The sequence below is a fragment of the Mucilaginibacter aquatilis genome (genome assembly GCF_009755275.1).
GTDB classification, from domain to species: Bacteria; Bacteroidota; Bacteroidia; order Sphingobacteriales; family Sphingobacteriaceae; genus Mucilaginibacter; species Mucilaginibacter aquatilis.
Window position 1 is genome coordinate 677,369 of record NZ_WQLA01000002.1, and the last position, 14,031, is coordinate 691,399.

Sequence of the window (14,031 nt, forward strand, 5' to 3'; positions counted from 1 at the left end):
TCTCCTTTACATTAAAATAGAAAAGACCGTTGGCTGAGCTTACGGTCTTTTTTATTTCCAAGGGGAAGATTGTATACTAACATCTATGTTATTGCACCCTTGTGCTTTAAATATTTAATTTATATCTTTGCGTCCCCGCAGAAATAGCTCCGGGGGAATGTTGAATACATAATCAAAGAAAAAAAGAATGGCAACTAAAATCAGATTGCAAAGACACGGTAAAAAAGGAAAACCTTTTTACTACATCGTAGTGGCAGATGCACGTGCTCCACGTGACGGTCGTTTTATTGAGCGTATAGGTTCATACAACCCTAATACCAATCCGGCTACTATCGACATCAACTTCGATAAAACTTTTGAATGGGTAAGCAATGGTGCACAACCAACCGATACTTGTCGTGCTATCCTTTCTTATAAAGGTGTAATGTACAAAAAACACTTACAAGGTGGTGTTAAAAAAGGTGCATTAACTCAAGAGCAGGCTGATGCTAAATTTGCTGAATGGACTGAAAACAAATCAGGTCAAATCACTGGTAAAAAAGATAGCTTAAGTACAGCTAAAGCTGATGCACGTAAAACTGCCTTAGCTGCTGAGGCTAAAAAGAATGAAGACAGAGCTGCAGCTATTGCTGCTAAAAATGCTCCTGTAGCTGAAGAAGTAGAAGAAGCTCCGGCAACTGAAGAAGGTGCTGCAGAAGAATCAACTGAAGAAACTGCTGCTGAGTAATTTTAAAGTTCATCAATTTTTACGCAATAGCGAAACAACCCTGTTGTTTCGCTATTGCTGTTTTAAAAGGTTAAGTGTTTAAAGGCTTATGAAAACAGAAGACTATTTCAGAATAGGTACCGTAACCAAAACCCGCGGACTTAAGGGCGAACTGCAGGTATATGTTGATTTTGACGGAGTGCAGGATATTGATTTTAAAGCCATTTTTTTTGATGTGGCCGGTAAACTGGTGCCGTACTTTGTAAGCCAGATCAAGTATCCGCAGGCTAACACCGCTTACCTTTTTTTGGAAGATGTTGACCATATTGATAAGGCAACTCCACTGGTTAAAAAAGATTTGTACCTGCCAAATGAGCTTATGCCCGAAAAGGATCCAAATGATTTTACATTGATGGATTTGGAAGGCTTTATAGCCATTGACGAAACTCAAGGCGAGCTTGGCGAAATAACGGATGTTACCGAATATCCTCAACAGGTTATTGCTACCGTGCATTATCAAAACCGCGAAGTATTATTCCCGCTTAACACGGAGTTTATTAAAGGTATTGATATGGAGGGAGGGGAAGTTTACCTTGACTTGCCCGAGGGCTTGTTAGATGTTTATTTAAACGGGTAAGCAGGGTTCTCTTAGTTAGTCTTTCGTGCATTCTTTATTATAAATTACATTATCATGCGTTTTGACATTCTTACCGTATTGCCCGGCTTGCTTGAAAGCCCCTTTGCTCACTCAATATTACAGCGTGCGCAAAAAAAAGGTATTGCCGAAATACATGTGCATAACCTGCGCAATTATTCATCGCTTAAGCATAAAAATGTTGATGACTATCCTTACGGTGGTGGCAGCGGTATGGTAATGATGATAGAACCTTTTGCTGCCTGCATTGATAAGCTGAAAAGTGAGCGCAATTATGATGAAGTGATTTTTATGACACCTGATGGCGTTACCCTTAACCAGGGCATTGCTAATGAGCTTTCCATTAAAGGCAACATCATTATACTTTGCGGGCATTATAAGGGTATTGATCAGCGCGTGCGAGATTTATTTGTGACTCGTGAGCTGTCTATAGGCGATTACGTACTATCAGGCGGAGAATTGCCGGCTGCGGTTTTGGTTGATGCTATAGTGAGGCTGATACCAGGTGTGCTATCTGACGAAACTTCTGCCTTATCAGATTCTTTTCAAGGTGAACTATTAGACGCGCCGGTATATACCCGGCCTGCCGATTGGAATGGGCATCGGGTGCCCGATATTTTGTTGAGCGGTAACACTCCTGAAATTGAAAAATGGCGCTTTGAGCAATCATTGGAACGCACACGCCAGCGCCGCCCCGATTTACTGGGAGAATAGCCTTTTTGAGGCGTAAATGCGGAGGTTTGCCAGCGCGTTTATTTGATGTATGTTAAGTGGTTTTACTATTTGCACATCAGTGCTTTAGAATTATATACATCAAATAAATTATTTTTAAAATCGTCTTTTAAAATCAAAAAAATATACCTATTATTGCAATCCGATTTTTACGGGTTGAAAATCGCATTAAGAGCTTAAAATCATGGATTTAATTAAATTTGTTGAAGAGCAGTCAGTTGAAAAAAAGCAAGTTCCTGCATTCAAATCAGGCGACACTGTAACTGTACACTATAAAATCAGAGAGGGTAACAAAGAGCGTGTGCAGCTATACCAAGGTGTAGTTATTCAACGTAACAGCGCAGGCAGCACCGAAACCTTTACCGTACGTAAAGTATCAAACGGTATTGGTGTTGAGCGTATTTTCCCAATTAACTCGCCAAACATCGATAAAATTGAAGTTAACAGCTTTGGTAAAGTTCGTCGCGCTAAATTATTTTACTTGCGCGCTCTTACCGGTAAAGCTGCACGTATCAAATCAAAACGCGTTTAATTACCGTTTTAGATTAGTAGCGTAGCTGATACTAAAATATTAAAGGCCGTTTTGGAGTTTATCCGAAACGGCCTTTCTCTGTTAAATTAATTCAAATACCCTTTTGCAGCAGTTAGCATAAAAGGGTGTGTTTAATTGAGTTTGTTCAACGTTGGTAAGGGGTAATTTCCAACCGGCACCTTGTGCGTTCCAATATGTAACTGATGCCGTTCCATTCTGTCAATCCTGTTTGTATTAACAATGTAAGACCGGTGTACTCTTGCAAACGTGCCTGGAGGTAAAAGCTCAGTTGCCTCAGTGATAGTTAAGCGGCTTGTTATGCGTTTATCGTCGTTTAAAATAAACGTTGCATAGTTCCCGGCAGCTTCTAAAAAAAGTATATCATCAAAACTTACACGTACCGTTTCATACCCTGACTTTACAAAAATGCTGCTTCCGGGTATCTTTCCAGGTTTTCGTGCTTGAAGTAAATCATTAGCCTTATGGCAGGCCTTTAAAAAACGTGTGAGCGCAAACGGTTTAAGCAGGTAATCAACTGCATTAAGCTCATAGCTTTGCACGGCATGCTCGGCATAGGCAGTAGTAAAAATAACCAGCGGCCTAACCTGCAAACTCTCCATTAGTTCAATGCCCGATATATCGGGCATCTTGATGTCTAAAAAAAGCAAATCAACAGGGTTTTGTGCCAGGTAAGCAATAGCCTCAAAGGCATTGGTAAAACTTTCTTTGACTGTAATAAACGGTACCTTGGCTGCATGAGCGCGTATTACTTCCAGGGCAAAGGGTTCATCATCAATAGCTATGGCGTTTATCATTTACAGGTATTGTGCTATTTGTTGGTATAACAGCGTTTTATTGCTCGGTCGTTTAATATCATTTATAATGGCTTTTCCGCTCTTATCAAATATAAAATAAGTTGGGTAAGAACCCTGCTTATTTTTGTCAGGCTGCAGCTCATCCCAAAACTTCTGAATATCGGCATTGCTTTTACGCAGGTGTATGCCCGTCATGTTGTTTACCATAATAAAGTCACGCCAGTGTGCATCTTTAATATCATCGTCCATATCCAAATAGATAAAAACTACATTTTTGCCCTCAAATTGCTTTTTTAGTTCGGGCACAAAACGTAACTCATCACGGCAGGGGCCACACCAGGTACCCCATATATCAAGGTATACTACCTTGCCTTTGTATCGGTTAACTATTTCGTATATCGAGTTTATTTTCTCGAAGCCTTCAATAATGTGTATGCCCTCGTTGCTTTTGTTGGTAACCAAAGCACTTTGCATATTAGCAATACGTGCGGCCAGTTGAGGGCGGTATTTACTTTGCGGATACAGATTAATCATTTCATCCATTAACGGCCGAGCCTCGGTAAGGTCTTTTTCAGAACATTTAGCGTTTATAAATTGTGCGAGCATTGCTTCAGCTACAGGTTTATTATAGGTGTTTTTTACTGCTAACCAGTTTACATACAACTTACCTTTAGATTTTGCGAGTGCAATGGCATCATCGAAAGAAACATTAAAGTAGGGTACAGGCGTTGTATTGGCTTTGGCCTTATCAAGCCCTTGCATATATATTACCGCCTGCGATTCCATGTAGCCAATATAATCATCAGCAAACTGGTAAAATTGTGGCCCGGCGGGCAGTACATCGGGTTCGGGTTTAATGCTGCCGTATAGTAATTTGTATAATCCCATCAAATCGGCTTTGTTGACGTTCATAATGCCGCGCGCAAAAAAGTTGAGCCAGTTGAGGGTTTCGGTACGTATTTCCTGCGCTATGAGGCGTTTGTCGGCGGTGTTAAGTGCGGATGCCCGTACCTGAGTAACCCGTGTTTCACCTAATTTTAATTGCGGTTTAATTACCTTTTCGGTTATTTCGGCTACCGTACCTTTAGCATAGCTGTTGTTTCCACGTGTACCGGCGGCAATAAAAGCAGGTTTCTGTCCCGCATCAACCTGATACAATAGCTTATTCTCGGCAGCTATCGATCCTTTGAACGTGCTTAAAGTGGTATCAGTTGAATTGATGGTCACCTCTAGTTGTTTTCCAGGCTTCATCATGATAGTCCACAACCTACTATGATACATCAGCGTAGCAAACTTGGTGGTACTAAGGGGAATATCAGCCGTGAAATTTCCTTGCTTGTCTAACCGTATCTGCTTAATATTTTCATAGTAATATCCGTATAAATATGGAATATTCAACTGAATAGTGTCGGCTTGCTGCAGGTGCTCAACTTTACCGCTCAGCTTAAATTGCGCCAGGGTTTCACTTGGAGTAAGCAAAAGAGTAATGATGACGCCAATAGTTAAAGAAATTGTGATAAGGTTTTTCATTTGAGGTTAAGGGTTAAATAAATGAAAAATTCGTTTGGCTTTTGGCGTATAACCAGTTCATGCTTTTGCGGATAAAGCAGCTGCAGGCGCTGCCGTACGTTTTCAAGACCTATGCCTGAGCGAGTACTTTCAGGATCGTTGGTAGCACGTTGATGTATGCTGTTCTGCACATCAAATTGTAACGTGCCGTCGGTTATTTGCAAGTTTATGTTTATCCACGATTCTTCATTCAGGCTGATGCCATGTTTGTAAGCGTTTTCAACAAACGGGATGAGCAGCATGGGCGCTATGAAATACCCTTCGGCTTCTGCAGGCATATTAGCGGTGATATTAATAAGCGGCGAAGATGCTGTGCGCATATTTTGCAAATCAATATAGTTTTGCAGGTAATCAATTTCTTGCGTTAATGCAATGCGTTCTAAAGTGTTTTCATGCAGCATAAAGCGCATCATATCACCCAGTTTCTGTATGCCTTCACCTGTTTTTTCAGCTTTTTCGGTAAGGGCCAAACCGTAAAGGGTATTAAGCGCGTTAAATAGGAAGTGCGGATTTATCTGTGAGCGCAAAAACTGTAGATTTGCTGTTGAAGCACCTAAATCTGTTCTTAAACCGCTTAGCTCAGCCTGCAAACTTTTACGGTATTGATAAATATAAAAGCTAAGCGGAGTTATAAGAAGTAGCTGCCCAAGCCAAAACACCAGGAATGAAATTATGCGTGTTACGCCCGAGTAGGTGGCTTTGTAGGCAAATGCACCGGTGAGTGGCAAATTTATTCCAAGCGTAACCAGCAATAAGATAAACCAAAATCCCATTCGTTCGGCTCTTTTATCCCAGTATTGTGGTATAAGCCAATACATTATAACTATGTGGCAAATAAAGGCGCAAGGAACAACAAGACCAATAAAGAATGTTACGCTCACATGAGACTTTAATATAAAGCACCCAACCAGCAGTGTTGCCCACAACATTAAAAAGTAAGCTGTTTCGCGGCTTATGCGCATGCGTGTAACCGAATAAGTGTGTTGTTTATGCGCAAGCAACCAATTAATTAATTGTTTAGCTGCCTGGTAAGCCAGCAGTGCTTCGAACCAAATGGTAGCCTGAGGTAGTTTTTTAACAATTGCCCGGTAAAGCAAATCGTTATGGTAAGGAAAGCGTAATACGTAATTCACACAAAATAATGCCATAGCCGCCACAAATGCAATTGCAATGGTAAGTATGGCTTTTCCCCATTTTTGCTTACTCAGGTAGTAATTGGGCAACATACAGGCCACCCATACAAATGACAGGTAGTAAGCCAGGTATTCAATAATTGATGGCCATAAAAAGTTGTTGGTAAATTTAAATACGTATCCATGCTTTCTAAAAACATCTGCATCAAAAGAATCAGCAGTAAAATAGCCGTGCATGTAGCTATCGGCGGTGTTAAGCAGCCCGAAGGTGTGAGTGAGCAGCAGCAATGTGGCTAAGGCAATTTCGAGGTGTTTGAATTTCATGCTGCAATCTTAACCAGCATCGTTGCCGCTTAAAAATAAATGTGACCAACCGGCCGTAAAATGTGATGAAAATGTGTGTCGGAGCTATTTGCCTGTTAATTTTTCCAGTTCGTTACGCGTAAGCAGGCGGCCTCCCTGCCATTGATAATGGTCGGGGTTAGTGAATTTTTCGGGGTAACGGCTGTAAAAGTCATTCGTTTTTGGTTTGCGTTTAAATAGCCGCTTAAAAGTATTAATTAAGGTTTTATTTTTTGTTTTATATGATAGCTTATAGAAGTATAAAAGACCTTCTGTATATTTTTGATTGATGCTGTGCATGATGAAAGGTTTATATACTCTTCATTACGTAGCGAGAATGAAAAATGCTGGGTAAGCTGGCCTTGAAATAAATTTCACATTTTACCCAGCGTTTTGCACTTAGCTTACGTAGGGTATAATAGTAGTTGCTGCGCGCCTATTGTCATCTGTATATTTAATGAGCATATCTACCAAGCAAATGCCCGGTATAATTGAGGGCTGCAAAGCCAACAGGCGCCCGGAGCAAGAAGCTTTGTACAAGTTTTTTTATGCAGACATGCTCAAGCTTTGTTATCGATATCTGTCTGCGGATGAACTGGCATATGAAGCCTTAAATACAGGCTTCTTAAAGGTTTATCAAAACATAAAATATTATAATGAACATAAAGGCGAATTAGGTGCCTGGATACATAGCATTATGGTGCATGCCTGTATTGACCTGGCCCGGAAAGAAGCGCGTTTTAATAATGTAGCTAATACTTTTGATGTTATTGACGAAGTTTTTGTAGAACCATCGGTTTTAGAAAAGCTATATGTTGATGATGTGCTGTTGGCAATACGTACCCTGCCCGCAGCCACTCAACTGGTATTCAACCTTGCTGTAATTGATGGATACTCACATCACGATATCAGTGAGCAACTGAATATTTCCGAAAGTACATCGCGCTGGCATCTTTCTGCAGCTAAAAAGCAGTTAAGAGAATTACTGCAGCCGTCAAACAATCAAGTTAACAAACCAACTGAAAAATCAAACAAAGCAACATGAAAAATTCAGCATGGTATAATAAGCTTTGGCGAAAAAAATTAAAAGAACTGCCTGTAAAAACCGATGCAGATGCAGCTTGGTTGGGTATGCAAAAAATTCTCGATGTACACCTTCCTGTTCAGACACCCGCAACTGCTGCCCCGGCGGTTACAAAGCCGTTAATTGCAAAAGTAATATCGGTTATTGGTTATGTGTTGCCCGCTGCGGCAATGGTAGGAGCAGCCACCTGGTTTGCTGTTAAGCCGCCCGTTAAGCAAAAACTGAAGGATAAAACAATTGAAAAAAAGGAACGCATTGAAAGGCATAAACCATTAGCAAGTGATAGCTTAGTAGCTTTGAAAAAGCTTTCAGGTGATACGCTTAACACATCAACACCAGCTACTAATAAGGATAGTTTAGATATACAAAACTTGGTGTCAGTTGGAGAAGACAAGTCAGGTGCCGAGTTGCGCGCAAGAGTATTAACAGGTAAGAGTGATGAGCCTGTATCGCCGTTAGGGAATAATTATGATAGTCAAGAAAAGGCTTATCAAAAAAATATAACCCAAAAGTCAAACGGTGATAAAGCCAAAGAGCCTAGCAGCATAGCCAACAACATTGATTATAATCCTTGGCAAAAGCTTAAACATAGCCGGAAAGATATCGCTCAATACCCTCAACAATTATTCAATTATATCGATGCTGTTTATCAATCTTCCATCCCTATAGAAGAAGAGGTGCCTCTTAAAGTGTTTGTAAGCAAAAAAAATGGTCATCAAATGAAGGTATTGCAACCTCCCGTATTAGCAGGTTGGTTGCCCGAGAAAGAGGAAAATAATCAAACTGCATTATTTGCAAAAGCCGGCAAGCAAAGGAAATGGAAAGGTTCGTTAGCTAAGGAGCTTAATACCCCGAGCTTTAATATCGGAGCGGAGGCCGGATTAAATATTGCAAAGAACACTAGCATTTATGGCGGTTTAACAGCCAATATGGCCCTGTCACAACGTTTGCTTATAGGCTCAGGTATCCGTATTAATTTAGCGCGCCAGGTTAGCGGCAGCTATTCACATCCAAGCTTTTTCAAGCCCGATTCATCTTCGGCGTTTACTGTGAATGAAAAGCACAAAATTTTAGTCACTGATATTCCGCTTATACTTACCTATAAAGTAAATAAGCTCATTAGTATTAAGGGTGGTGCAGTTGCCAGCTTTGCGGGTAAGCTTGGTAATCAAGCATATTCTTTTGGAGCTGTAGCCGGTGTGAGGGATACTTTGGGGTATACCAAAACGATTGATACATTGGTAAGCAGCCCTGTGCTTACGAAAAGGGTAAGCCTTGGCATAGTAGGAGGCATAGCCATTAACTTTAAACAATTTAGTATAGAGGCGCGATACATAGGCTTAAAGCCTTACAGAGTAAATAATGCCATAGGAAGTTATACACAAAGTAATAAGTCCGTTCAATTAGGCGTAACTTATTGGCTTAAGCAATATAAAAGAATGCAATAAACAGCGGCTTTACCGTTTTTTACCATTTGAAATTAGCATCTATTTATAAGTTCGTTTTAACCAGTTGTCTGGTACCGGAATTATACAGATATTCATTGATCTGCCGTCTTCTGAAAGCATGGCTGATTGTATTTCTATCCTTGTGCCATCGGGGCTAAAGGTTGGATGAGGGTGATCGGCAGCTGTAGTTTTGTGACCGGTTGATAACATGATCATTTCGCGAGTATGTCTGTCAATAAGGTATACACTACGTGAAAAATCGTCACCAACGGCCCATCGTCCGTCCTTTGAGCCGCCTACATGCCATAAACCGCTGCCACTTGGAGTTTGGCCGGCTATGGTCATTTCGCGTGTGTGAATGTTTACTATGCCTAAACCTGTTGGCTTTTCGCGTGTTCCTGATGGGCCCCAGGCACTTTCCTGCCCTGGGTTAGCTCCCCCAACTGCGGTGCCCGGCTCACCCTGGGCGTTAGTCCCTGGTATTTTGCGATGGCCCATAATGGCAATGGCTACCTCATCGGGCGTAATTACAGCTTCATGAGTAACCCATTCATGGGTTGCCTCCGGATAGAGTGGCCTTAAACCAGTACCATCTGCCATTACAGTCCACGTACGCTGCGGAGATTTGCCTCCGGTTTCCCAGCAAAAAATAATTTCGCCCGCAACCCATGGGTTTACCTGTATGTGTCCAATTTGAAATGGTACGGTGACAATGTATTTCACATCGCCTGTTTTAATATTCATGCTTGCCAGCCCATTGGGGCCGGCACCCATATTACGCGGACCAAAGGCGCTTTCAACCTTGGTGCCGGGCTGCATATGCTTAGCTGCTTCTGTTCGGCCTACGTGGAAGTAGACTTTATCTTCGTCAGCATCTAAAGCCATGTCGCCACCTGCACCCATTTCTGCAGGTATAGTGCCGCATATACGTTGATAGGCAGAGAGTTTTTGCATTTTACCCGCTTTGCTGTCTGTTAAAATCTTGCTTAAATCCATCTCTACCAATTGCATAGCTGCTGGTACACTGCGGTCCTGAACTTCAGTTTGAGTATCAACCCGGCGTAATAAATATAGCTTCATGCTTTTACGCGCCAGGTTAAGCATGCCGGTATAGCCACCTTCGGTAATTTGTACCATATCGCCGGTTTTTTCATTTACAGCTAAAGCTTCACCTTTTGCTCTGTTTGAGCGAAAAACCAGCCATTGTCCGTCTGATGTCCATTGCGGATGCGTTTGGTAAATTTTACTGTCGCCCGCCGGGGTGCTTGTTAAAAAAGTAAGCATGGTACCTGTAACCGGGTCTTTAACCACTTTACGTTCAGACGGGAACCGTTTGCCTATTTGGGCGTTTGCGGTGAAAAATATACCTGCTGCAAGCAGCGTAATGCCGGTTAATATTTTTGTTATCATGATTTAAAATCGAGTGAACCGGGCTAAAGCCGCCCGTATATGCAATTACAATTGGTATTACTAAGCTACAATTAAATCAAATAGCCTTGCCCGCTTTCAGGACAGTGCAGGCCGCTTTGTTATAGAATTGTTACCCTGATAATTACGAGGTAGCGCGTTCTTTTAAACATGCAAGTTCTGCAAGCAAACAAAATGCAAGGTTTCAGGCTTTTAACTTAAATTCCGTTTCCCAATGCCTAAATGGTTAAAAATCATACTTAAAGTAATTGCCGGTGTTGTTTTGCTTTTTGTGCTTCTCTCAGTAGGGTTGTTTATTTACATCAATTCTAATAAGGCTAAGGTGCTGTCGTTAATTACGTCAACGCTGAACAAAAACCTTGATGGTAACCTGGCTATCGGCGACATGGAGACTACTTTTTTTAAAGGATTTCCGGGAATTTCAGTATCGCTCAAAAACGTAACTATAAAAGACAAGCGCTGGGCCGAACATAAGCACACCCTGCTTTCAGCAAAAGATTTTGATGTATCTATAAATACTGCGGCACTGCTACGTGGAGCCATACGTATCAGTAATATTGGCATAAACAACGCTGCCATTGAGTTATATAAAGACAGTACGGGCTATAGTAATACATCGGTGTTCAAAAAGAAGAAAAGCGCTCCCAAGACAAATAAGCCTGATGATGATGGCGGTAGTTCTGCAGAGTTTGGAAAGTTTTCCCTCAGTAACGTAAGCTTTGCTGTAAATAACCAGGCTAACAATAAGCTCTTTTCATTTGACATAAATAAACTTTCCGGAAAAATGGCTTACCCTGATAGTGGTTGGCGTGCAGCTTTGCAATTGGATGTAATGGCGCGCAGCCTTGCATTCAACACAAAAAAGGGAAGTTTTATTAAGGATAAGCTTATATCGGGCCAGATGATGGCCGGGTTTAACAACGAAACAGATAAGATATTTATATCATCAAAGGGGTTGAAAATTGGTTACGATGTATTTCAGCTTAATGCCATGTTTGATACCGGCAAAAAGGAAACAGCTTTTGCTATACATCTTATAGTAAATCAAATAATGTGGCGCAGTGCATCATTGCTACTTGCTGATAATATTAAGAAGACACTTGATAAATTTAACCTGACGAAGCCAATTGACTTAAAGACCACGATTGCTGGTAGCCTGGGTGGTGGCGACCCGTATCTGCACGTAGCCGGAACCATTAGAAACAACACATTGATTATACCGGGCGGACAGATAGACAGCTGTAACTTTAACGCGGTTTTTACCAACGAAGTTGAAAAAGGTAAGGGCTTTAATGATGCAAACTCAGCTATCAGGCTGTTTAAATTCACCGGGCGTTACAATCACCTGCCGTTTTTAATTGATACGGGCAGTATTATCAATCTTGAAAAACCTATTGCAACCGGGAACTTCAAATCAAATTTTCCTTTGGCAAACTTCAATTATATGCTTGATGATATTGCCAAATTCAGCAAAGGTATGGCTAACATGGATTTGCACTATAAGGCCGACATTGTTAACTACAGGCTGAATAAACCGGTTATAGCAGGTGTTATCAATTTCCGGAATGCCGATGCTGTTTATTTGCCCCGCAACCTGGCTTTTAAAAACACCTCCCTTTCACTAAATTTTGTGAAGAATGATTTAATACTAAATAACATACGGGTGCAAAGCGGGCACAGTGTAGTAATGATGAACGGGCGTGTGAACAATTTCCTGAATTTCTACTACGATGCTCCTGAAAAAATGCTTCTTACCTGGAACATCAAAAGTCCGGAGTTAAGACTGGCGGAATTTATTGGCTTTTTAGGTGCCCGTAAACAAGTACAAACCAAAACAGTGCGCCGAGGAAGTGGCAATAGCGGCAACATTATTGACCAGTTAGGCAACGTATTAGATAAAGGAAATGTGGAAATGCACATGGAAGTTGCCAAAGTTTACTACAAAAAGTTTTTGGCAACTGACGTACGTGCCAACCTGCTTACCACCGGCGACGGCATTATAATTAAAGATGTTGGTTTAAAACATGCAAACGGAACTTTGCGCTTAAACGGCAAGTTAATGCAGGGAGCCAATCTTAATAATTTCAACATTAACACTACCATTAGCAGCGTTGACATTCGTCAGTTCTTTTATTCGTTTGATAATTTTGGAATAAAGGATATTACTTATGAAAACTTAAAAGGTTACCTTTCTGCTAAAGCAAACATAAGCGGAGGGATAAATGACAAGGGCTCATTGGTTCCGCGTTCAATACATGGTACAACGTACGTAAGCTTGCGCAACAGTGCATTGCTTAATTACCAACCGTTAATTAAAGTAGGCAAGTTTGCTTTCCCTTTCCGTAATCTTAAAAACATCGAAATACCCAAGCTTGATGCTAAGTTTGATATTCAGGGTGATAAAATAATTATCAACCCTATGCAGTTAAATTCCAGCGTACTCAACGCCGACATAGCGGGCGTTTACGGACTTACCAAAGGTACTAACATTGCATTTGATGTGCCATTGCGTAATCCTAAAAAGGATGCAGAGATAACTGATAAGGAAGAACTGAAAAAACGCAGATACAGGGGTATTGTGCTTCACCTTGCTGCAAAGGAAGATGAAACAGGTAAAGTGAAAATAGGGTTTAACAAAGACCGCAAAAAGGACTAGCTTTTAAAAGAGGCAATGAAGTTATAAACGTCATCCTTTGTGCCGGTGAAAGGACCCGACTGCGCAATTTTTAACCCGGCCATGCCAGCAGCAAAGTTTGCTGCCTTATCGATATCATCACCTTTTGCACGGCGGTAAAGATAACCTGCCATATAGGTATCACCACAGCCAGTGGCATCAGCTATAGTTGCAGGTACATAAGCAGGTATGTCATAAAATACCTCATCAGCATAAATAACAGAGCCTAAGCTACCTAAGGTAATAACCACCTCTTTAACGCCCCAGTCGGCCAGCATAAGCGCTCCGGCCTTAATATCGGTTTTTCCGGTTAGCACCTCAAGCTCATGCTCATTGGCTTTAAGCGTGTGTATATATTTAAGTGCTTCCTGCTTTTGGGGCCAGTCTATAGCATGTACTTCACAATCTCTCACTTCGCGCAGATAGCCTTGTGCATCTAAAGACAGCTTGCTTTTAGTTGTTAAAAATTTAATGGTATCTAATGCAAAATCGTCGGCAAGGAGTGGGCCGAGATGAATAACCTCGGCATTGATATCATCTAACTGCTCAATTAAAAAAGGGTCGGCCTTTTGTAATACGCGTTGGCTACGGTGATTTTGATTTGCACTATAAGTGTTTTCAAAGTATACGGAATGTTTACTGTTGAAAGCTTTGATTGTTGTACCTCCAGACCGGAGCTCGTCTACAACCGCCATTTCAGACTCTCCAAGCGATGTTACCAAACTGTAACTAACATCCATGTGCTGCAAGGCTTTTGAAAAGTAATAGGATGTGCCTCCTGAAAGGTGTTTAACGCCGTTTAAGTTAACAACCTTATCTAATGTAATATGACCTACGCAGCAAATTTTTAACATACAGCTTTTTACCAAAGGGGCAAATATATACACCTCATTTAAATAAGCAGGTCTGTATT

General features: G+C 41.2%; 13 protein-coding genes. 7 read left to right on the plus strand and 6 right to left on the minus strand.

Going from position 1 to position 14,031, the window contains the following annotated elements:
- Positions 1 to 187 precede the first annotated feature (187 nt).
- The 4 genes from GO816_RS07420 to rplS all read left to right on the plus strand — a co-directional run bounded on the left by GO816_RS07420 (position 188) and on the right by rplS (position 2,625).
- Positions 188 to 727: a 30S ribosomal protein S16 gene (locus GO816_RS07420; protein ID WP_157540711.1), complete on the plus strand. Its 540-nt coding sequence runs from the start codon at positions 188 to 190 to the stop codon at positions 725 to 727.
- A gap of 88 nt (positions 728 to 815) precedes the next feature.
- The gene (gene rimM, locus GO816_RS07425; RefSeq protein ID WP_157540712.1) at positions 816 to 1,343 is read left to right on the plus strand and encodes a ribosome maturation factor RimM; all 528 of its coding nucleotides are present in this window, start codon (positions 816 to 818) and stop codon (positions 1,341 to 1,343) included.
- Positions 1,344 to 1,397: 54 nt separating this feature from the next.
- Positions 1,398 to 2,075 carry a tRNA (guanosine(37)-N1)-methyltransferase TrmD gene (trmD, locus tag GO816_RS07430; protein ID WP_157540713.1) on the plus strand — a complete coding sequence of 226 codons (678 nt, stop codon included), beginning with the start codon at positions 1,398 to 1,400 and terminating at the stop codon, positions 2,073 to 2,075.
- A gap of 202 nt (positions 2,076 to 2,277) precedes the next feature.
- Positions 2,278 to 2,625 (plus strand): 50S ribosomal protein L19, encoded by a 348-nt coding sequence (gene rplS / locus GO816_RS07435; RefSeq protein ID WP_157540714.1) that lies wholly within the window; start codon positions 2,278 to 2,280, stop codon positions 2,623 to 2,625.
- Between the two features lie 131 nt (positions 2,626 to 2,756).
- Here the strand turns inward: rplS and GO816_RS07440 are convergent, their stop codons facing one another.
- The 4 genes from GO816_RS07440 to GO816_RS07455 all read right to left on the minus strand — a co-directional run bounded on the left by GO816_RS07440 (position 2,757) and on the right by GO816_RS07455 (position 6,784).
- Positions 2,757 to 3,440 (minus strand): LytR/AlgR family response regulator transcription factor, encoded by a 684-nt coding sequence (locus tag GO816_RS07440; protein ID WP_157540715.1) that lies wholly within the window; start codon positions 3,438 to 3,440, stop codon positions 2,757 to 2,759.
- Entirely contained in the window at positions 3,441 to 4,970 is a 1,530-nt protein-coding gene (locus GO816_RS07445) for a TlpA family protein disulfide reductase (protein ID WP_157540716.1), read from the minus strand. It abuts the gene before it with no gap.
- Positions 4,967 to 6,466, minus strand: coding sequence for a sensor histidine kinase (locus GO816_RS07450; protein WP_198171443.1), 1,500 nt, complete (start codon positions 6,464 to 6,466; stop codon positions 4,967 to 4,969). The genes GO816_RS07445 and GO816_RS07450 overlap by 4 nt, the downstream gene beginning before the upstream one ends.
- Before the next feature lie 84 nt (positions 6,467 to 6,550).
- Entirely contained in the window at positions 6,551 to 6,784 is a 234-nt protein-coding gene (locus GO816_RS07455; RefSeq protein ID WP_157540717.1) for a hypothetical protein, read from the minus strand.
- A gap of 157 nt (positions 6,785 to 6,941) precedes the next feature.
- Between GO816_RS07455 and GO816_RS07460 the strand changes: the two genes are divergently transcribed.
- Positions 6,942 to 7,529, plus strand: a complete 588-nt coding sequence (locus GO816_RS07460; protein WP_157540718.1) for an RNA polymerase sigma factor — start codon at positions 6,942 to 6,944, stop codon at positions 7,527 to 7,529.
- Entirely contained in the window at positions 7,526 to 9,016 is a 1,491-nt protein-coding gene (locus tag GO816_RS07465; RefSeq protein ID WP_157540719.1) for a porin family protein, read from the plus strand. Before GO816_RS07460 ends, GO816_RS07465 begins: the two co-directional genes overlap by 4 nt.
- Before the next feature lie 39 nt (positions 9,017 to 9,055).
- Here the strand turns inward: GO816_RS07465 and GO816_RS07470 are convergent, their stop codons facing one another.
- Positions 9,056 to 10,426, minus strand: a complete 1,371-nt coding sequence (locus GO816_RS07470; RefSeq protein ID WP_157540720.1) for a TolB family protein — start codon at positions 10,424 to 10,426, stop codon at positions 9,056 to 9,058.
- Positions 10,427 to 10,658: 232 nt separating this feature from the next.
- Between GO816_RS07470 and GO816_RS07475 the strand changes: the two genes are divergently transcribed.
- On the plus strand, positions 10,659 to 13,100 hold the full coding sequence (locus GO816_RS07475; protein WP_157540721.1) for an AsmA family protein: 2,442 nt from the start codon (positions 10,659 to 10,661) through the stop codon (positions 13,098 to 13,100).
- Here the strand turns inward: GO816_RS07475 and GO816_RS07480 are convergent.
- Positions 13,097 to 13,972 (minus strand): PfkB family carbohydrate kinase, encoded by an 876-nt coding sequence (locus GO816_RS07480; RefSeq protein WP_157540722.1) that lies wholly within the window; start codon positions 13,970 to 13,972, stop codon positions 13,097 to 13,099. The genes GO816_RS07475 and GO816_RS07480 overlap by 4 nt on opposite strands.
- Between the last annotated feature and the right edge of the window lie 59 nt (positions 13,973 to 14,031).